The sequence below is a fragment of the Sphingomonas sp. AC411 genome, assembly GCF_979253035.1.
In genome coordinates this window covers 194,941-213,286 of record NZ_CEEDAQ010000001.1, presented here as the reverse complement: position 1 = coordinate 213,286, position 18,346 = coordinate 194,941, and the positions used below count along the sequence as shown (strand labels likewise).

Annotated in this window: 15 protein-coding genes and 5 pseudogenes; 12 read left to right on the top strand and 8 right to left on the bottom strand. The window is 63.5% G+C overall.

Going from position 1 to position 18,346, the window contains the following annotated elements; genetic code table 11:
- The first annotated feature begins 241 nt into the window (after nt 1-241).
- The 3 genes and pseudogenes from AC0IX7_RS01100 to AC0IX7_RS01090 all read left to right on the top strand — a co-directional run bounded on the left by AC0IX7_RS01100 (nt 242) and on the right by AC0IX7_RS01090 (nt 3,521).
- A complete protein-coding gene (locus AC0IX7_RS01100; RefSeq protein WP_471810076.1) occupies nt 242-1,246 on the top strand; it encodes a Gfo/Idh/MocA family protein in 1,005 nt (334 codons plus the stop codon).
- 118 nt (nt 1,247-1,364) lie between these two features.
- Nucleotides 1,365-1,568, top strand: a complete 204-nt coding sequence (locus AC0IX7_RS01095; protein WP_471813680.1) for a hypothetical protein — start codon at nt 1,365-1,367, stop codon at nt 1,566-1,568.
- A gap of 231 nt (nt 1,569-1,799) precedes the next feature.
- Nucleotides 1,800-3,521 (top strand): annotated as a pseudogene (locus AC0IX7_RS01090) (DUF885 domain-containing protein).
- Here the strand turns inward: AC0IX7_RS01090 and AC0IX7_RS01085 are convergent.
- Complete coding sequence (locus AC0IX7_RS01085; protein ID WP_471810075.1) at nt 3,513-4,055, bottom strand: DUF2934 domain-containing protein; 543 nt, start codon at nt 4,053-4,055, stop codon at nt 3,513-3,515. The pseudogene AC0IX7_RS01090 and the gene AC0IX7_RS01085 sit on opposite strands and share 9 nt — an antisense overlap.
- Before the next feature lie 297 nt (nt 4,056-4,352).
- Between AC0IX7_RS01085 and AC0IX7_RS01080 the strand changes: the two genes are divergently transcribed.
- Nucleotides 4,353-5,363 carry a sensor histidine kinase gene (locus AC0IX7_RS01080; RefSeq protein WP_471810074.1) on the top strand — a complete coding sequence of 337 codons (1,011 nt, stop codon included), beginning with the start codon at nt 4,353-4,355 and terminating at the stop codon, nt 5,361-5,363.
- A gap of 223 nt (nt 5,364-5,586) precedes the next feature.
- On the opposite strand, the pseudogene AC0IX7_RS01075 reads toward AC0IX7_RS01080, so the two are convergent.
- A pseudogene (locus tag AC0IX7_RS01075) lies at nt 5,587-6,311 on the bottom strand (SDR family oxidoreductase).
- Nucleotides 6,312-6,463: 152 nt separating this feature from the next.
- Between AC0IX7_RS01075 and AC0IX7_RS01070 the strand changes: the two are divergent.
- The 5 genes and pseudogenes from AC0IX7_RS01070 (at nt 6,464) to AC0IX7_RS01050 (ending at nt 10,002) form a co-directional block, all read left to right on the top strand.
- Nucleotides 6,464-7,359, top strand: a pseudogene (locus AC0IX7_RS01070) (AraC family transcriptional regulator).
- A gap of 143 nt (nt 7,360-7,502) precedes the next feature.
- Nucleotides 7,503-7,743: pseudogene (locus AC0IX7_RS01065) on the top strand (transposase); the annotation flags it as partial.
- Nucleotides 7,744-8,084: 341 nt separating this feature from the next.
- Nucleotides 8,085-8,441, top strand: a complete 357-nt coding sequence (locus AC0IX7_RS01060) for a hypothetical protein (protein WP_471810073.1) — start codon at nt 8,085-8,087, stop codon at nt 8,439-8,441.
- A gap of 120 nt (nt 8,442-8,561) precedes the next feature.
- On the top strand, nt 8,562-8,987 hold the full coding sequence (locus AC0IX7_RS01055) for a hypothetical protein (RefSeq protein ID WP_471810072.1): 426 nt from the start codon (nt 8,562-8,564) through the stop codon (nt 8,985-8,987).
- A gap of 205 nt (nt 8,988-9,192) precedes the next feature.
- Nucleotides 9,193-10,002, top strand: coding sequence for a SirB1 family protein (locus AC0IX7_RS01050; RefSeq protein ID WP_471810071.1), 810 nt, complete (start codon nt 9,193-9,195; stop codon nt 10,000-10,002).
- A gap of 33 nt (nt 10,003-10,035) precedes the next feature.
- On the opposite strand, the gene AC0IX7_RS01045 is transcribed toward AC0IX7_RS01050, so the two are convergent.
- The 5 genes and pseudogenes from AC0IX7_RS01045 to AC0IX7_RS01025 all read right to left on the bottom strand — a co-directional run bounded on the left by AC0IX7_RS01045 (nt 10,036) and on the right by AC0IX7_RS01025 (nt 16,490).
- Nucleotides 10,036-10,410, bottom strand: coding sequence for a hypothetical protein (locus tag AC0IX7_RS01045; RefSeq protein WP_332756707.1), 375 nt, complete (start codon nt 10,408-10,410; stop codon nt 10,036-10,038).
- A gap of 68 nt (nt 10,411-10,478) precedes the next feature.
- Nucleotides 10,479-10,766 (bottom strand): hypothetical protein, encoded by a 288-nt coding sequence (locus AC0IX7_RS01040; RefSeq protein WP_471810070.1) that lies wholly within the window; start codon nt 10,764-10,766, stop codon nt 10,479-10,481.
- A pseudogene (locus AC0IX7_RS01035) lies at nt 10,766-14,027 on the bottom strand (error-prone DNA polymerase). Before AC0IX7_RS01035 ends, AC0IX7_RS01040 begins: the two are co-directional and overlap by 1 nt.
- The gene (locus AC0IX7_RS01030; protein WP_471810069.1) at nt 14,024-15,814 is read right to left on the bottom strand and encodes a Y-family DNA polymerase; all 1,791 of its coding nucleotides are present in this window, start codon (nt 15,812-15,814) and stop codon (nt 14,024-14,026) included. The pseudogene AC0IX7_RS01035 and the gene AC0IX7_RS01030 overlap by 4 nt, the downstream one beginning before the upstream one ends.
- The gene (locus AC0IX7_RS01025) at nt 15,729-16,490 is read right to left on the bottom strand and encodes an ImuA family protein (protein ID WP_332756703.1); all 762 of its coding nucleotides are present in this window, start codon (nt 16,488-16,490) and stop codon (nt 15,729-15,731) included. The genes AC0IX7_RS01030 and AC0IX7_RS01025 overlap by 86 nt, the downstream gene beginning before the upstream one ends.
- A gap of 194 nt (nt 16,491-16,684) precedes the next feature.
- Between AC0IX7_RS01025 and AC0IX7_RS01020 the strand changes: the two genes are divergently transcribed.
- On the top strand, nt 16,685-17,131 hold the full coding sequence (locus AC0IX7_RS01020; protein WP_332756702.1) for a hypothetical protein: 447 nt from the start codon (nt 16,685-16,687) through the stop codon (nt 17,129-17,131).
- Here the strand turns inward: AC0IX7_RS01020 and AC0IX7_RS01015 are convergent.
- Nucleotides 17,128-17,304: a hypothetical protein gene (locus tag AC0IX7_RS01015; protein ID WP_332756701.1), complete on the bottom strand. Its 177-nt coding sequence runs from the start codon at nt 17,302-17,304 to the stop codon at nt 17,128-17,130. The two genes, AC0IX7_RS01020 and AC0IX7_RS01015, sit on opposite strands and share 4 nt — an antisense overlap.
- Before the next feature lie 41 nt (nt 17,305-17,345).
- Here AC0IX7_RS01015 and AC0IX7_RS01010 point away from each other — a divergent pair, with 41 nt between their 5' ends.
- Both AC0IX7_RS01010 and AC0IX7_RS01005 read left to right on the top strand, forming a co-directional pair.
- Nucleotides 17,346-17,615 (top strand): HU family DNA-binding protein, encoded by a 270-nt coding sequence (locus tag AC0IX7_RS01010; protein ID WP_471810068.1) that lies wholly within the window; start codon nt 17,346-17,348, stop codon nt 17,613-17,615.
- 54 nt (nt 17,616-17,669) lie between these two features.
- On the top strand, nt 17,670-18,341 hold the full coding sequence (locus tag AC0IX7_RS01005) for an SOS response-associated peptidase (RefSeq protein ID WP_333922133.1): 672 nt from the start codon (nt 17,670-17,672) through the stop codon (nt 18,339-18,341).
- Nucleotides 18,342-18,346: the final 5 nt, after the last annotated feature.

Below are 18,346 nucleotides of genomic sequence, written 5' to 3'. Positions count from 1 at the left end.
GTCCCTTCGTGTCCGATCCGGCGACCGCGCCTGGGATAGTCGCACCTGCTGACGAGGTCGGTCCCTCGCAGCCGGTAAGGAGGATGAGGAGAGGCACGATAAACCGCATCGCCACCATGTCGCCCCTCAGGATTGCCTTACAACCCCGCAAGCTTCGACGGTCCGCCAGCGTGCGCCCTGCGGCCTTGCGGCTCGACGATTTGGCGCTACCAATGTTGCAACGATAATCAGGGGGATCAAAATGACCGACAGCCTCGATCGCCGAGCTCTCTTGGTCGGCGGCCTCGCCGCCTCCGCCGCCAGCGCAGTTCCCTTGAACGAAGCCTTCGCCCAGACCCGCCGCCACGGGTCGGCCAACGACAAGATTCAGGTGGGGCTGATCGGTTGCAAAGGCATGGGCTGGGCGGACCTCACCGCGATGTGCAAGGGGGCCGATGTCACGCCGGTCGCACTGTGCGACGTCGATGCCAAGGTCCTCGCCGAGCGCGGCGCAGAACTGAAGAAATCATCGGGTCGCGCGCCGCGCCTCTACGGCGACTACCGCCGGATGCTCGATGACAAATCGGTCGATGCGGTCATCATCGCCACCCCTGATCACTGGCACGCGCTCCAACTCGCCGATGCGATGTCGGCGGGGAAGGATGTCTATTGTGAAAAGCCGCTCGGCAATTCCATCGCGGAATGCCGCGCGATGGTCGCCGCCAAACAACGCTACAACCGCGTCGTTCAGGTCGGCCAATGGCAGCGCAGCAACCAGCATTGGGCCGATGCGATCGCCCATGTCCATTCGGGTGGCATCGGCCGGGTGCGGAAGGTCAAGGCCTGGGCCTATATGGGATGGATGACGCGCGTTGCGCCGAAGCCCGACCAGGCACCGCCGCCGGGGGTCGATTACGACCGCTGGCTGGGCCCGGCGCAACAGCGCGCCTTCAACCCTAACCGCTTCCACTTCAGCTGGCGCTGGTACTGGGACTATGCGGGTGGCCTGATGACCGACTGGGGCGTCCACCTGATGGACATCGCGCTGCTGGGAATGAAGGCGCAGGTGCCCAATTCGGTCAGTTCGCTAGGCGGAGCCTACGGCTATCCGGATTCGGCTATGGAGACCCCGACACCCAGACCGCCCTTTTCGACTTTGGCGACTATTCGGTGGAATGGGAGCATGCGGTCGGCATCAGCCGGGGTCCCTTCGGCGGCCACGATCATGGCGTGGCCTTCGTGGGCGAGCTGGGCACCTTGGTTGTAGACCGCAGCAAATGGTGGGTCTCGCCCGAGATGCGTGACGGCAAGGCCCTGACCCGTGAAATTCCGTTGACCCAGGCCAAGGACGACGGGCTTGATCGGCACACCGCGGACTTTATCGCCTGCGTGAAGGATCGCGCTCGTACCCCGCTTGCCCGATCGAGTCAGCGGCCAACACCGCCATCGTCTGTCAAATGGGCAACGTTGCCTGGCGCACTGGCCGGAAGGTCGAATGGGATGCTGCGGCTGGACAGTTCAAGAGCGATGCCGAGGCCAACGCACTCATTACGCCGCGCTACCGCGAGCCCTACCGCTTACCGGTGTAAGCTGCATTCGCGGCGGAAACAGCCCGTTCCTACCGCGCCTTTTCGATCCAGTTGTGGACATTCACGACCGCCCTGGACGCTTCCTCTCTTCAGCCGTTCTTTCATCCACAGCCGGCAGGATGCGGCAACGAGGACACGACACGGTCGAATTCACGCGGCCGACCGAGTGCAGCCGGCGCGCTTCCCTTGCCGACCGAGGCAGATACGACTGCCGCAACCAAAGGGGACACGATGAGGTTTGAATATGTCGCGGCGACGGTGCTTCTCGCACTTGCTCCAGCAACGGCGTGGGCCCAGCCGAGCGCGGCTGATGCGCAACTCAAGACGATCTACGACGCCGAATGGGAATGGCGACAGAAGGAGTTCGCGCAGATTGCGGACGGCTTGCGCAGCAAGCCCGATGATCATTTCCCCGCCGTCGCCCCGGCTGACTGGGCGCGCCGGCGCACCTATTGGAGCACAGTTCTCGACCGCATCGACCGTATTCCTGCGGCGCAACTTTCGCCCGAAGAACGATTGAACGCCGCTGTCCTCGCGGAATCGCTACGCGGGAAAGTCGCGAACATCGACTTCCGCACCTACGAGGCGCCGCTCAACAGCGATTCCTACTTCTGGGGCGAAGTGAAGCCCTATGCCCCGCTCGAGACCGCCGACGACTATCGCCGCTACATCGGCCGGCTCAAGGACGTGCCGCGCTGGTTCGACCAGAACATCGCCAACATGCGCGCCGGACTGAAGCGCGGCTTCACGCCGCCACGCGTGTCACTCGCCGGGCGCGATGCGACCATTGCCGCCTTCACCAAGCCGGGCGCCGACAACCCGCTCGCCGAACCGTTCAAGGCGATGCCCGCCTCGATCCCGGCGAGCCAGCAGGCGACGCTGCGCGCCGAGGACTGGCTGCGGTCGATACCGCCGCGGCCCCCGCCTATGCGAAGCTCCTCGTTTTCTACCGGGGCACCTACCTGCCCGGCACGCGCACGACGGTCAGCGCCGCTGCACTGCCCGACGGCGAGTCGTTCTACAAAAGCCAGATCCGCGAATACACGACCCTCGATCTCACACCGGAGGCGATCCATCAGATCGGCCTCAAGGAAGTTTCACGCATCGACGCCGACATGAAGGCGACGATCGCCACCACCGGCTTCAAGGGCAGCTTCGCCGACTTCCTCGCGTTCCTGCGCAGCGACCCGCAATTCTACGCCCGAACCCCCGACGAACTGCTCGGCTTCTCGGCCTATGTGGCGAAGCGGATGGACGGTCGGCTGAAGGACGTCTTCACCACCCTTCCCCGTTACCGCTTCACCATCCAGCCGGTGCCCGACGCGATCGCGCCGGTCTACACCTCGGGTCGCGGTGGGCTCAGCGCCTGCCTCATGAATACCTACGACCTGAAGTCGCGCCCGCTCTACAACATCGTTGCGTTGACGCTGCACGAATGCGTTCCCGGTCACAGCCATCAAGCCGCAATGGCATTGAAGCCCCAGCCGCCCCGCCTTCCGCCGCCAGACATACTTCTCGGGCTATGGCGAAGGTTGGGGGCTCTATTCGGAATGGCTCGGCACCAAGCTCGGCATGTACCGCACGCCGTATGAGGAGTTCGGTCGCGAGACCTTCGAGATGTGGCGCGCCGCGCGCCTCGTCATCGACACCGGCATCCATTCGATGGGATGGAGCCGGCAGCAGGCGATCGACTACCTCGCCGGACACACGGCGCTCGCGAAGCTCGACGTCGAGATCGAAGTCGACCGATACATCAGCTGGCCGGGCCAGGCGCTCGCCTACAAGCTCGGCGAGATGAAGATGCGCGGGCTGCGTGCAAAGGCGGAGGCGGAATTGAGCGACCGCTTCGACCAGCGCCGCTTTCACGACGCCCTGCTCAACATGGGCTCGGTCCCCCTGCCAGCGATGGAGGCCGAGATGATGACGTGGATCGCGGCAGAGAAATCACGCTGATACGGTCGGCTTAGCCCCGGTGCTCGCAGCGCGAGGTCGAGCGCCATTACGTTTCGCCCGGGCATGCGTGCCGCTACAAGATCGGCCGTGTGGGCATGCGCTACCGCGCCTCGAACTCGCGAGTCCGATCCCAATCTTCGCCGGCCCCGCCTTCGCGGCTTCCCCTTGCTGCCACAGGACATAGGCACGCTCGCGGAGATGCTGATCGAGGGCACGATGCCAATATTCGTCCGCCCGCCCCTCTGGCTGACCGTCTTCGTCCCAAAGCGCATAGGCCCGGTCGCGCACGGCCTGTTCGAGGCCGAGTTTCGTTTCGGAACTGGAGCTTATCTTATCGTCTAGGGGCTCCATACGCCCGCCCCGGCTCTGATGCATTTGCGCGATCAAGCCTTCGAGTTCCGCATCGGCGACCAGCTGCCCGTGCGCGGCGGCCTGCAAGGCCTTGGCTTGATAGTCCGCATCGCCGACGGCCTCGCCCGTCTCGTCCAGCGTGACCGGGTACGTATGAATGACGCGCCCATTGCGGTCCAGCACGTCTACCAACCTCTCTGCCATTACACTGCTCCGATCGAAGATTTCAGGGTTTTGGAGATGCCGTTGCAGCCTACCCCGCGATAGACTTCGTTGGAAGCGCCTCCTGCAGGTCGGCGGTCGGCTCATGTGCACGTGTCGGCGCGGTCGCCTGCTTGCGATCTTCGGACGGGACGAACCGCGATTTGGCGTTTGAATGCCGGCGTCTATAAGCGGACAGGCAATAGCCGCGCTGATCGAATTGCCGCTCGTCCCCGCTGCCAGTCTCCGTCCAGCGCGCCCGCAGACACAGGAGTTTCAATGACGAGCACCCCCGAAGGACTGAAACCCCTGCTCTGGGAGCCCAAGAATCTGGTTCGGGCCATCGAGGCGGCCGGCGTCACGCTCTGGTCGTGGAACGTCGACACCGATGCCTTCGCGATGGACGACAAGGCCTATGACCTTTGGGGTATCCCCCGCGGCATCAACGTCCAGTTCGAGGATCTCTCCGCACATATTCACCCGGCCGATCGGGACAGGGTTCGCGCCGCCTTCAATGCTACACGCGGGCTGATCGGGCCGTACGAAATCGATTTTCGGATCATGATCGATGATGAGCTGAAGTGGATTTCCGCGCGCGGGCAAGGGGACGATGCGGGGATCATTGAGCGCATCATGTTCGGCATATTCATAGACGTCACCGGTCGAAAACAGGCCGAGGAGGGGCGCGAACTGCTGGCGGGCGAGATGAGCCACCGGGTGAAAAACCTTCTCGCCATCGCGTCAGGGCTCACGGCCATCACCTCGCGGTCGACCAAAACCACCGATGACATGGCCCGCGAACTCACGTTGAGGCTCACAGCGCCCGATCGAGCACATGATCTTGTCCGGCCAGTGCCTGGTCAGACGGAGGCGGCATCCGCGCTCCTCGGGGATCTCCTTACCGTGCTGCTCGCGCCCTACGATGACCTTGGAGCGTTCAGCGGACGTATCCGGGTATCTGTACCGCGGATGCGGGTCGGAGAAGCAGCCACGACCATTCTCGCGATGGTGGTCCACGAGCTCGCGACCAACTCGTTGAAACATGGCGCATTGTCCGTCGACACCGGAACGCTCGACGTTTCCTGCTCCGCGCACAACGAAGCGGTGACCGCCGTATGGACGGAACGTGGCGGCCCCAAAGTCCGCAAGCCGACCGGCCCCGGAGGCTATGGCAGCATGCTCGTCGAACGCAGCGTGACGGGACATTTACGCGGCTCGATAGACTATGACTGGGCCGAAGAGGGCGTCGTGGTCACGCTGAAGGTGAAACCGGAACGCCTAGGGGCCTGAAGGGGTGACATCTACTCGCTTGAGCGCCCGCGTCCCGATCAGATGAATAGACATACTGATCGATGATGATCGCTGGCGCTCACATCGATATCAGGCATCTCCACCGACTCAATCGCGGACATTCACGGCTTCTTTCGTTCGACTCGATGGAGAACGTCCGTTCACCTCGACACCCAGTCCGGGCAGACTCGAAGTCCGCCCGGACAAAGTTTCGCAACCTCGCCTACATGCCTGCTGCCGTCGGGCGGACAATGACCTCGTTGACGTCCACTCCTTCCGGCTGCTCCAGCGCGTAGCGGATCGCTCGTGCAATCGCGTCCGGGGTCAGGGACTTCTGCCGCCACGTGCTCAGCGCCGAGGCGATATCAGAGTCAGTGATGTCGTTGCCCAATTCGGTCGCCACGACCCCCGGCGAGATGATCGTCGTGCGGATGTCGTCATGTTCCTGGCGCAACCCCTCCGTGATCGCCCAAACCGCGTATTTGGTTGCGCAGTAGACGGCGGCGCTCGGCATCACGAAATGCGCGGCGATCGATGCGACGTTCACCACGTGGCCAGCCTGCTGCGCAATGAAACGGGGCAGCACGGCGGCGATCCCGTTCAGCACGCCGTGGACGTTGACGTCGATCATTCGCGTCCATTCATCCTGCTTCAACGTGGCAAGGGGCGACAGCGGCATCACGCCGGCATTGTTGATCAGCACGTCCACGCGCCCGAACCGCACTTCCGCCGCATCGGCGAAGGCGGCGAAGCCTGCCGCGTCCGTCACGTCCAGTGCATGCCACGCGACATTCGCGCCGAGTTCTGCCGCAAGCGCTTCGAGGCGATCGGTCCTGCGCGCACCGATGAAGAGGCGCGCCCCCTGCCCGCCAGTTCCCGAACGGTGGCCTCGCCAATACCGCTCGAGGCGCCGCTGATCAGCACTGTCTTGTCGATGACGTCGTTCATGATGGTTCCTTTCCTGTTACGCTGATGGCTGAGCACAGATGGAACCGAACGGTCGGCAGGCGTGAGACCGATCGACCGCAATCCTTGCACGATCCTCCGAGATGACGCCGCCCAGGCTTGCGAGCGTGAGTAACGGCGGACACAGTCCCTCGATGAGCACGATCGCAGACCTGGCCGCACTGGTTGCGCGCCAAGTGACCAGAACCGGAATGGTCAGCACGCCGATCGATCGATTGTCGCTTTTCCGGGCGGATGAGCCGACCGTGCCCTTGCCAGCCGTGTATAACGCGTCGCTTTGCATGATCGCCCAAGGTGCCAAGCGGGTTTCGCTCGGCGGACGGAGCCTTCTTTACGATACTGCGCATTACCTGTTGGTCTCGGTCGATCTGCCGCTCGTCGGCCATGTCATCCAGGCGGATCGCGACGCCCCGTACCTGTGCTGCAAGATCGACATCGACCAGGCGGTATTGGCGGACCTCATCGTGGCAGAAGGCGGCCAGGCGCCCAAAGCCGATCTACCGGCTCTCGCGGTATATCGCAGCGACGACGATCTGGTCGATGCAGCGTGCCGACTGGTGCGTTTGCTGGACCAACCCGACAGCATCGCGGCGCTGGCACCGCTGATCGAGCGGGAGATCCTGTATCGTTTGCTCAAAGGCCCCACGGCCCTGCCCTCCGCTACATGGCGGTCGCCGACAGTCACCTCAACCAGGTCAGCCGCGCTATCGCGACGATCCGCACGGCGTTCGACCGACCGCTACGCATCGGTGACATTGCCACTGCTGCCGGCATGAGCCCGTCGTCCTTGCACGAACACTTCAAAGCCGTGACGAAAATGACGCCGCTGGAGTATCAAAAACAATTGCGCCTACAGGAGGCACGGCGCCTGATGCTGGCGGGAAGCACGACCGCAAGCGGCGCGGGCTTTGCCGTGGGGTATGAAAGCCCATCGCAATTCAATCGCGAATATGCGCGTCTGTTTGGCGCGCCGCCTCGACGTGACATCGAACAGTTGAAGCGCAGCGGCAGTTTACTGACGCCAGTGTAGCAGCGCTTCTTTTCGCATCACCCACTCGCAGACCTTCGGCGGGCGATGTTGCCGTTTCTGGAGAACTGCCGTTCATTCAGCATAGGGTGCCCCCCATTTTGTTCTTTTACCTGGGCCAGAGTCCGGCCGGAAAGGGAGGACAGATGAAGCGAAAGCAGTTTTCGGTAGCGCAAATTATTGGTGTCTTGAACGAAGCCGGGGCGGGCGCGGCGGTAGCGGGTCTGTGTCGACGGCACGGAATTCCGAGCGCGACCTATGATGTTTGGATCGCCAACTTTGGTAGGCTGGAGGTGTCCGATGCCAAGCGGCTGCGAGCCGCTCGAGGAGGTGAATGCCCGTTGCAAGCGGCTACTGGCGGATACGATGCTCGACACTTCCGTTCTAAGCCTGTCGATGGGCTAGGTCTGAAGGACCTGCCGTCAAATAATGATGACGCCCGCCGCGAAGCGGATGCAGTAGCCGGTCCGTATGGAAGCGCTGCCGAACCAGCGCTCGAGCCTGAACTTTGTGCGTGACCAACTCGCCACGGGGCGGCGGTCGCGCCTTTTAAACATCTTCGACGCGTGACATTCGTCGAACGACCCAAGCCTGTCCGAGTGTCACGCGCAGGCGGCCCCTTCAAAGGTCGTGACGGTGGGGCGGCTTATCCCTGACCCTTAGGTCCAGCGTCAGCCCCAAGCGCAAAATCCATAGAATCGCAGTTGCTTACCCGGACCTGAACCGCGTTGTACCGTGAGAAGGTCGACCAGCTTACCGCGGCCTTTGAGGACGATGCGCTGAAGGTGCAGGCCTTCGAACGGCTGCGCGCGCTCATCGAGGCGGTGGTGCTGACGCCGGAAGACGGGGATTTCGCTATCGACCTGCGCGGTGAGCCCGCGACTATGCTGACGCTATCGGCGCTTGAGCAGGAACGCAAAAAGCCCCGGAGCTGGCGCTACGGGGTGTTGTGGTATGTGGGAAGATGGTTGCGGGGACAGGATTTTACCGCTGCAGAACTCGTTTTAATTTACGCACCGCTCGCTGTGAGGTTGCATCAAACCAAGTTTAGAAAGATTTCCGGCGCCGCGCAGCTCCATAGATGAAACTTTTAGTTACCCATCACACTCACTTTTAATAGTGGCACTGACCCTCGAGAAGGCGTTCGGCCGTTGCCAAAAAGGCATCAGCGATTGCCGTCACGCAATGCATTAAAAGGATTCATAATGATCTGCGACGAGATGTGGAATAGCGTTACGCTTTACGGTCGACAGGCTGAAATTGATCGCTTCAAGGAGTTGTTCATCGACGTACCTGACGACGATGGCGACGAGACGCTCCTGGCCTTTGATGCCATCCTTCCGATCGCTCGAGCGGAAAGCCTTGAGCTTTTCGGAAAAATCGCAAGATGTGCGGGGTTCCAAACTTGGACTTTTCGCGATTCTATAAAACAAATCCTCGGAACCTACTATTTCGCGTTCGATACCGGCAATCGTTTCCCCGTTCCGGTATTTAATTATCTTGCCATACTATTTCCTGAACTAGCGTTCGATTGCTATTGCATTGCTGACAACGATTCATCGATGGGCTTCGGCTGGTTCAATCCTCCACCCGGAGGGGAGGATTTTGTGATGAACATAGCGTACCGGTAGACCATTTGGAAGGAAACGGCCGTTATCGCATCGATCCAATAGCGCATGAGCAACATGAAAGATTGCGGGCTCTTGTGGCAAAGCAGGCCTACGATTTGAGCGTTGGCAATTAACCACCTCCCGTATCGTAAACTGGTTGGATGAGGCGCGCCGTATCCTGGCGTTGCCATGGAAACGATCGAAGCAGCCTCCCATCTAACGGCTCATGACCAATAGCATTCTGCATCTCGGCCTCATGGAAGACGGGGAGATCGAACTCGATCTGGCCGCCCTCGAACTCGCAGCGCTCGATCACCCCGGTATCGATCTCGATGAATATCTCGACGAGCTCACGGACATAGAAATAGCCCTCCGCGCCGCTGACGGCGACGCAGTGAGTAGCGTCGCGCAGGCTCAGGCCCTGAGCAGCGTGATGGTCGAAGAGTTTGGGTTCTCTGGCGACCGGGTGCACTACGACGATCCGCAGAATGCGGATTTGATCGCCGTCGTCGATCGACGGCTCGGCCTGCCGATCAGTCTCTCAATCATCTATGTGGCGATGGCACGGCGTCTCGGATGGTCGGCGATGCCGCTCAATACCCCCGGCCACGTCCTGGTGCGCCTTGGCGACGCATCGGATGCGCTGATCATCGATCCCTTCAACGATGGTCGTATCGTTGCCCCTGCACAGGTGGAAGCCTTGTTGGAGCAGATGACAGGCCAGGCCCGGTTTTCCGACGGGATGCTTCCCCTGTCGAACCGATCGGCGCTCGTTCGATTGCTGCTCAACCAGGCAACCCGTGCCGAGCAGGCCGGGGATCCCGCGCGCGCGCTGGTCCTGTACGACCGCATGACGATCGTGGCGCCTACGCACGCCCATGGGTGGTGGGAGCGCGCCAGGCTTCAGTTGGTCGCAAGCGATGTGGCCGGCGCCCGCAGCAGCCTCAGCGCGATGCTGGAAATTACCCGGGATGACGATCTGCGCCTGCAGGTATCCGCAGCGCTCGATGCCCTTCCCCGGCCAACGCCGTCTTGAACGTCGCAGTGGACTGGCTCTCGCCGTAACGCCTTATCCGAAGCGCATCCACCGTCGCTCATGCCAGGCCCGGGACTGAACGATGTCTCCGAACCGCCAGAACCGGGTTTCCCGCGTGTGGGGACCTGCACGAACGAGGGTCCAACATTCGCCCGTCGGCAGCTCGGCGATGCGGTGAATGTGCGTAGCGTCGACGTGGTAGGTTTCGCCAGGGGGTCGGTGAACCAGTTCGCTGTGCCAACCGCCGTTTGGATCCAGGTGGAACACCTCTTCGACATAGCCGCCATCAACGATTTCGGTGTCGAAGCTCCAGGGGTGATCATGCGGGGTCGCATGCGGCTCTTCCATCTTGAACCGGTGCAGCGCGCGTCCGTCATCCAGATGATATTTGGTGAAAGCCCGCGACATGCGTTCGACGCTGACGATCCGCGTGCCGTCGGGAACGCGAGCAATCGCTGCTCGCGGTAATCGCATACTCACGGCTCAGACACCTCTTCATAACAGCCGGCGCGGCGCAGCTGGCGGACAATCCCGTTGAACGCCGCGGTCACACCCTGTGACCTGCCGATCTCGTTCTCCTGCCGGGCGGCATCCCAGTAGAGCTCGAGGGGCCAGCGTTCCGGGCAGTGCGGGAGCAGGCAGCGCAGCGCCAACCGGATCTCGACGACATCGACGCGAGCGTCCGAGCAGCGCGCAACGCCGCCCCGCAAGATATGCACCGATAGTGCGATGACAACGCGTTGATGACGGACAAGCTTGGCCATCAATGGAAGTCGTGAGATTTGAATTTCACGACAGCTTCGGATCCATGCCGTCGGCATGGGGCGGCCAGTAGGAATTGCGAGGGTTCGGGCTCCAACCCTTGTCACCGCGGTCGGGGGAACCGGCATGCTTCGCGCCGTCACCGCGGCCGGTCCGGTGCGGGAACGACATCTCGCCGACCCGGTGCATCAGATCGCCGTGGTCGATAATCCGATCGCAGATGACGTGGATGACCTCGCCCTCCTTCTGCACCCTGCCCTTCATGCCGATCATCGACGCGGACATCACAGTGCGGCGCTGCCGCTCGAACCGATCGGGCCACAGAATGCCGTTGGCGATCCCGGTCTCGTCTTCAATCGTGATGAATAGCACGCCCTTGGCAGACCCGGGCTTCTGGCGAACAAGGATGATGCCGGCGACCTCGACATGGCGTCCGTCGCGAATGGTCGCCAGGTCCGCACACTTGGTCACCCCACGGCGCGCCAGCTCGTCGCGCACGAAAGTCAGCGGATGTGCGCGCAGCGAGAGCTGCAGCGCCCGGTAGTCCTCGATAACCTCACGACCATCGGTCAGTGGGCGCAGTTCGACATCGGGCTCGATCCCTTCCGCGCTGACGGCCTGGTCCGCGCGGTCGGCCGCGGCAAACAGCGGCAGCGGCGCTTCGCCGAGCCCCTTCACCTTCCACAGGCCCTGCCGACGATTGGCACCGAAGCTATGAAAGGCGTCGCCGTCGGCGAGCTTCTCGATCGCCGCGCGCTGGACGCCCGATCGTCGCCATACATCTTCCACGCTTTCGAACGCGGTCAGCTCGCGCGCGCCGACGATCTTGGCGCCGTCCGCATTGGACAGACCGCGGATCTGCCGGAGTCCCAGCCGTACGGCGAGGTACCGCCCGCCATACGGCTCCAGCGTGCAGTCCCAACGGCTTGCGTTGACGCAAGGGGGCGAACCACGACGCCATGCTCGCGCGCGTCGCGAACGATCTGGGCGGGTGCATAGAACCCCATCGGCTGCGCGTTCATCAGGCTCGCGCAGAACACGTCCGGGTGATGATGCTTCATCCACGACGATGCGTAGGAAATCTTGGCGAATGAGGCCGCGTGGCTCTCGGGAAAGCCGTAAGACCCGAAGCCCTCGAGCTGACGGAAGGTGCGTTCGGCGAACTCACGCGGGTAGCCGCGCTCGACCATGCCCCCGATGAGCTTTTCGCTGAAGTGCGACACGCCCCCTGTGAACTTGAACGTCGCCATGGCACGGCGGAGCTGGTCGGCTTCGGCCGGCGTGAACCCCGCGCCGACGATCGCGACCTTCATCGCCTGCTCCTGGAACAGCGGCACGCCGAGCGTCTTTTCCAGCACCGCGCGCAATTCGGGCCGCGGGTATTCCGGCTTCTCCAGCCCTTCACGCCTACGCAGATACGGGTGAACCATGTCGCCCTGGATCGGTCCCGGTCGTACGATCGCGACCTGGATCACGAGATCATAGAAGCGCCGCGGTTTCATGCGCGGCAGCATGCTCATCTGCGCGCGGCTTTCGATCTGGAAGGTGCCGAGCGTGTCGGCCTTCGAGATCATCGCATAGACGTCGGGATCATCGTCCTGCAGATCGGCCAAACCGACCCGAAGCCCCTTGTCCACCTCGAGCATGTTGAAGGCGCGATTCATGCAGCCGAGCATGCCGAGACCCAGCACGTCGACCTTCATGAACTTCAGCGCATCGATGTCATCCTTGTCCCACTCGATGATCTGGCGGTCTTCCATCGCGGCGGGTTCGATCGGGACGAGATCGTCGAGACGGTCATGGGTGAGAACGAAGCCGCCTGGATGCTGAGACATATGGCGCGGCACGCCGATGAGCTTGCGGGCTAGCTCGAGCGTGAGGCGCAGGCGACGATCGCCGATGTCGAGGTTCAATTCGTTGACCTGCTTTTCGCCGACGCCTTCGGCCGACCAGCCCCATACCTGGCCGGCCAATGACGAGGTCAGGTCCTCGGGCAGGCCAAGCGCCTTGCCGACGTCGCGCACCGCGCCGCGCGCCCGGTAGCGAGTGACGACCGCAGTCAATGCCGAGTGGTTGCGGCCATAGGTTTCATAGATCCACTGGATGATCTCTTCGCGACGCTCATGCTCGAAGTCGACGTCGATATCGGGCGGCTCGCGGCGCTCGCCACTTACGAACCGCTCGAACAGCAACTCATGCTTGATCGGGTCGATCGAGGTGACGCCAAGCACGAAGCAAACGCAGGAGTTCGCAGCGGAGCCCCGGCCCTGGCAGAGGATACCGCGCCGGCGGGCTTCGCGGACGATCGCGTAGACGGTCAGGAAATACGGCGCATAGCCAAGCTCACCGATCAACCACATCTCGTGCGCGATCTGCTCGGTATAGGCAGCCGGCACCGCGCCGTTGAACATCACGTCGACGGCGTCTTCCGCCAGCTTCTGCAAGGCCTCTTGCGCGGTCAGCCCGTCGATCAAACGCTCATGTGGATACTGATAGGCCAGTTCACCCAGATCGAACGTGCACAGACGGGCAATGTCGACGCTGGCGCGCAGCGCATCGGGATACGCCTTGAACCGCCGGACCATTTCGTCGGGGGATTTGAGTGCACGATCGGCATTGACCTCGCGCCGGTAGCCGAGTTCGTCGACGGTGCATTTCTCGCGCACGGCCGTCACCACGTCCTGGAGAAGCCGGGCCTCCGGTGCGTGGTAGAGGACATCACCCGTCACCACCGCGCGAACGCCAGCGCCGCCTGCCTGCCGCGCCAGCGCATCGATCCGCACGGCGTCGTCCGGCCGGCGCCGCTGGAACAGTGCCATATACCCGCGACGGCCATAGAGTGTCTTCAGGTCGGCGAGTGCTGCCAGGTTCTCCTCGTCCGCCTCAAGCGGCAGCAGGATGGCGATCATGCCTTCCGACCAGGGCTCGAGGTCATGCCAGTGGAGAAGACACCCGCCCTTCCCCGCCCGCTTCTTGCCCAATGTCAGCAGACGCGTCAGGCGCGACCAGGCGGGGCGGTTGGTCGGGTACAGCAGCAACTGCCGGCCGCAGGACAGATTGACACGCGTGCCTGCGATCGAGCGAACGCCCGTCGCCTTCTGCGCTTCCCAGGCGCGCACCACGCCCGCGACGGTGCCGATGTCGCTGACCCCGATCGACGGATAACCAAGCAGCGCGGCAGCCGCAAACAGCTCTTCAGGGCTCGAGGCGCCGCGTAGCAGCGAGAAGTGCGTGAGGACCTGAAGTTCGACATAGTCCGTCATGCGAACACGCCGTGCATCCACCAGCTCAGATCGCCGGTGTCCTCGACGAACCCGTCGCCACGCCGGAACACCCAGTAGCGACCGCCGGTCTCGTCCTCGACGCGGTAATAGTCGCGCACCGCCCAAACTTCCGCGTCACGGCGCCACCACTCACCGTGGATCCGCTCGGGGCCGTCGCCGGCCACGACCTTGTGCGGACGGCCACGCCATTCGAACCGTCGGGGTGGCTGATCGGGCATGAGCGCTATGACACCCCATAGCGGTTCGGGCCTGGCCAACAGGCGCGTCGGTCGTCGCCATTTCGGCCAGCCCGCGGGCGCCACCACCGGGTCGGCACGCATGACGGCGCGCTCGGGCACGTGGCTTTCGACCGGCGCGATCCGGAACACGGCGTCAGCGCCGATGCGACCGGCAACGACGTCGACGAGACGGGCCGGATCACGCACGAGTACCTCACCGGCGAGAACCGCGCCAAGATCGACCGCGTCGAGCGGCTCTGTGTGCGGTGCCGCCAGATAGAATTGCTCGAGCCCCAGGCCCGGATCGATCCGCTCAATCCTGAGCTTCATGAGCCGCAAAAGGTGCGAGACCTCGCGCGTCGGGCATGAGGTGCCGACGGCCACGACCTGCTCGGTGCCATCGACGCGTAGGCCAGCGAGCCGCAGCGATCGTACGCCGAGCCCTTTCGCGCGCAGCAGCTCGGCCATGTCACTGAGGAGATCCTCCATGACCTGCGCAATCGCGTCTGCGGTGACGATCGGTTCGAGCAGCCGGCGTTCGACGATCGGCATGACCTCGTCGGTGCGCGGCGTGATGGGTTCGGCGACCGCGCCGAGTGCCTGATCGAGCCGCGTGATTGCGGCCAGCCCGAGCCGGCGTGCCAAAGGCCCGCGCGCGACCGGTAGAAGATCGGCGACGCGTTCGAAGCCGAACTTGCGGGCGGCAACGAGCGCGGTGCCTGCCAGGCGCAAGGCCGCGACCGGTAGGCCGCTGAGCGCGTCGACCGTCCGCCCTGTGGGCACGATCGCGATGTCGGCAGGCCCGAACCGGGCAATAGCGTGTGCCGCGCCCGGTGTGTCTGCAACCGCCACGCGCGCGGTGAACCCGGCACGCTGGCAAAACGCGCGCAGACGCCGGCAGAACCGTTCTTCCCCGCCATGGAGATGCGCGCAGCCGGTCAGGTCGAGCCACAGCCCGTCGGGTGGTGTGGCGGCTGCGATCGGCGACCAGCGGCGCACCGCGCGTAGCGCGAGCTGATCCAGCATCGCGGCATCCGCCTCCGTCTCGGACGGTCGGATGTCGAGATCGGACACCAGCGCACGCGCATGGGTCGCAGCCATCCCGATCGTGATCCCTAACGCGGCAGCGCCATCGCAGGCGGCAACCACCTCTTCGCGCCGGCCGACCTTGCCCACCAGCGCGAGCGGCGCCCTGTGAAACGCGGCAACGGTCGCCGCGACCCTGTCGTGACTGTCGGCTTGCGCTGGTCCGTGAAACGGATGGTTCGCCGCCTCCGATCGTCGGCCGAGTTCACGCATGGGCGGCTTGGCATGCGCGGGCAGCGCTGCGATCTGACCTTCCACGTCATGCCTGGTCGGCATATCAGCGCGCGCCCACCGCGCACCCGGCCGCCACCCGCCGCCCCGCGGTACCGAACACGCACCGGGATCGTCGTCGACGGGAAGCTGAAGGGCGGGCCGCTCAGGCGGCCGCGTAGCGTGCCGGTCCAGCCGTCTCAGCCGCTCGATGGCCAAGTGCGGCAGGAACAGCGAGACAACCCGTCTCATCGCAGCCCTCCAAAATCATCGAAAATGCTTCACCGCCACGCTGCCGTGCGACCTCGACCTGCCACCGCGATCGGCCGACACCCGCGACACCCAGCCGTTCGGACGACGCACTGGCGATGCGCCAGCGCGTCCAGGCCGCAGACGGTTCGGCAAGCGGATCCTGGTCGCGGTTACGTCTGCGTCGCAGGATGAGAACGGGAATGTCGGCGTCGGCCGCGACCAGTTGCAGGCGCCGGGTCGCCACCATCGACATCCGGCTTACCTCGGCGATCACCGCCGACGGCGTTCCATCGCGCACCGCGTCCTCGACAACGGCCAGTAAGGCCGCATCGTCACGGGGTTGCGCATGGATTAAGTCGGCAGGCGCCAGCCCTGCCTGCTCAAGGCCGGGTGCATAGAGATCGTTGCGACAGCTTACCCACAGCACCGGTCCGCCTGTATGCGCCGCCTCGCGCGCGGCGATGCCTGTCAGGAACAGCGTTGCTGCGGCATCGTCGACCATCGAACAGCTTTGCGCGGCGACCTCATGCAACGCGCCGGCGCGAAGGCCCCTGCTTGCGAGGCGATCGTCGAGCACAGGGATACCGAACGGCATGATGCGGTGATCCACCACCGGCGTTGCGATTGTCCGCAGGTGGGCGATGGTTGTCGGCAGGGACTCGAGGGCGGTGATCATGATTTCTGGACTCTACCTGTTCCCTTTATGTTCCGTTACCGGATGGCGTTGGTCAACTGGGTTTATGTCCCGCAGTTCAGACTCTTTGCTCTTGACCACGGCTCACCGCCGTACGGAACGGTTGCGCAACGAAACGTAAACAGGACGGAACGAATTCGCTTTCGTTCTGAACGCGGCTGACTCATAGAATCGTCATGCCGATCCGCCCCGAGAACCGCTGGCTCTACCCGATCGACTGGCGGCAGCTGTCGCAGACGGTCCGGTTCGATCGCGCGGGTGCTCGGTGCGAAGGATGCAGCAGGCCCCATCTGCGCCGTGTGGTCCATCTCGGCGACGGACGCTGGTGGGATGCCGATGTCCGGTGCTGGCGGTCGGACCGGGGCAAGCGTATTTCGATGAAAGCCGGGTTCGTCCTGGCGTCGGTCCGGGTGACCTATGTCGTCCTGGCCTGCGCGCACCTCGATCACGATCCGGGCAACAGCGCCTCTTCGAACCTCAAGGCGCTATGTCAGCGCTGCCATATGATCCACGATGCAGCCGAGCATCGCTGGCAGCGCTGGTGGAATGTCTTTCGGCTTCGTGCGATCCGCGATCTCTACGAGGATCCTCGCGTCACGCGCGAGCGCATCGCTGGCCGTTAGAGATCGATGTTTCGGGCACGCATTGCCTTGGGCGCCAAATCTGCGATCGGCCCCCGCCCTGCGGCCGCCTCAAAGATTTCGGCGACGTCATGATCCGCGAGGTTGTCCAGCGTGAGGCGAAACGCCGTAACGCTCGCGTCATCCAGTCCGGTCTTTGTCTCGTCGTTCGCCATGGCTAAGGTCCCGCCGGTCTTTCCATTGGAGAACGAATAGCATGAACGTAAGTGACCTGGCCAAGGGCGTCGCTGAGGCGACCGGTTCGAACGAAGCCGATGCGAAGAGGGCGATCACCGCCGTATTCGACCAGATCGCGGCCGCAGCCGCGAAGGGTGAGGAGGTTTCGATTCCAGGGTTTGGCAAGTTCACCGTCAAGGATCGTCCGGAGCGCGAAGGCCGCAACCCCGGTACCGGCGAGGCGATCACGATCGCCGCTTCCAAGAAGGTTGCGTTCACGGCCGCCAAGGGGCTGAAAGACAAGATGTAAGCCGCGCGCGCCGACGGGATCATCTCGTCGGCGCCAACCCTAGGAATACGCTTCGTGTGCAACCGGTATCGTATGACGGCGAAGGAAGCTGACCTTGCGGTCACCTTCGGTATCCGGCCTCCTTATGATAGGGACGAGGAATACCCCGTCGGTGACATCTTTCCGACCGGAAAGAAGACGCCGTTCTACGGCAAGGTGATCGTACAGGACGGCGGTGAGCGTAAACTCGAGCGGATGGAATGGGGCGTACCGACGCAGGTGCCCAGCGCGCGCGACCCCGCGGTTAAGCTCACCAAGTACGTGACGAACGTGCGCAACCTGAACTCGAGCTTCTGGCGCTCGATGTTGATGACGCCTGCGCGACGCTGTCTCGTTCCGGTCACAGCTTTTTCCGAATATGGATTGGCACCCGGCGAAGACGGCAAGAAGCCCCTTCACTGGTTTGACGTGCCGAGCCGTCCAATCTTTGCGTTTGCAGGCATCTGGCGACCGACCGAACGCGACAACGCCTATGGCTTCTTGACCACAGAGCCGAACGCGATCGTGGCGCTCGTCCACCCCAAGGCCATGCCGGTCATCCTACACGACGGCGATTATGATCGGTGGCTTACCGCCCCCTGGGACGATCTGAAGGACTTGGTCGCGGCCTACCCCTCGCAATTGATGCGGGTTGAAGGCTTGGTCACGGCAGACGCGGACCATGCCCGATCGCCTGTGCTATTCTAGCCGTT

What these genes read in the sequence shown, in the direction of transcription:
- AC0IX7_RS01020 (WP_332756702.1), top strand. Translation starts at nt 16,685, where the DNA reads ATGCCGATCCGCCCCGAGAACCGCTGGCTCTACCCGATCGACTGGCGG.
- AC0IX7_RS01055 (WP_471810072.1), top strand. Translation starts at nt 8,562, where the DNA reads ATGATCTGCGACGAGATGTGGAATAGCGTTACGCTTTACGGTCGACAG.
- AC0IX7_RS01030 (WP_471810069.1), bottom strand. Translation starts at nt 15,814, where the DNA reads ATGAGACGGGTTGTCTCGCTGTTCCTGCCGCACTTGGCCATCGAGCGG.
- AC0IX7_RS01025 (WP_332756703.1), bottom strand. Translation starts at nt 16,490, where the DNA reads ATGATCACCGCCCTCGAGTCCCTGCCGACAACCATCGCCCACCTGCGG.
- AC0IX7_RS01010 (WP_471810068.1), top strand. Translation starts at nt 17,346, where the DNA reads ATGAACGTAAGTGACCTGGCCAAGGGCGTCGCTGAGGCGACCGGTTCG.
- AC0IX7_RS01100 (WP_471810076.1), top strand. Translation starts at nt 242, where the DNA reads ATGACCGACAGCCTCGATCGCCGAGCTCTCTTGGTCGGCGGCCTCGCC.
- AC0IX7_RS01050 (WP_471810071.1), top strand. Translation starts at nt 9,193, where the DNA reads ATGACCAATAGCATTCTGCATCTCGGCCTCATGGAAGACGGGGAGATC.
- AC0IX7_RS01015 (WP_332756701.1), bottom strand. Translation starts at nt 17,304, where the DNA reads ATGGCGAACGACGAGACAAAGACCGGACTGGATGACGCGAGCGTTACG.
- AC0IX7_RS01080 (WP_471810074.1), top strand. Translation starts at nt 4,353, where the DNA reads ATGACGAGCACCCCCGAAGGACTGAAACCCCTGCTCTGGGAGCCCAAG.
- AC0IX7_RS01040 (WP_471810070.1), bottom strand. Translation starts at nt 10,766, where the DNA reads ATGGCCAAGCTTGTCCGTCATCAACGCGTTGTCATCGCACTATCGGTG.
- AC0IX7_RS01045 (WP_332756707.1), bottom strand. Translation starts at nt 10,410, where the DNA reads ATGTCGCGGGCTTTCACCAAATATCATCTGGATGACGGACGCGCGCTG.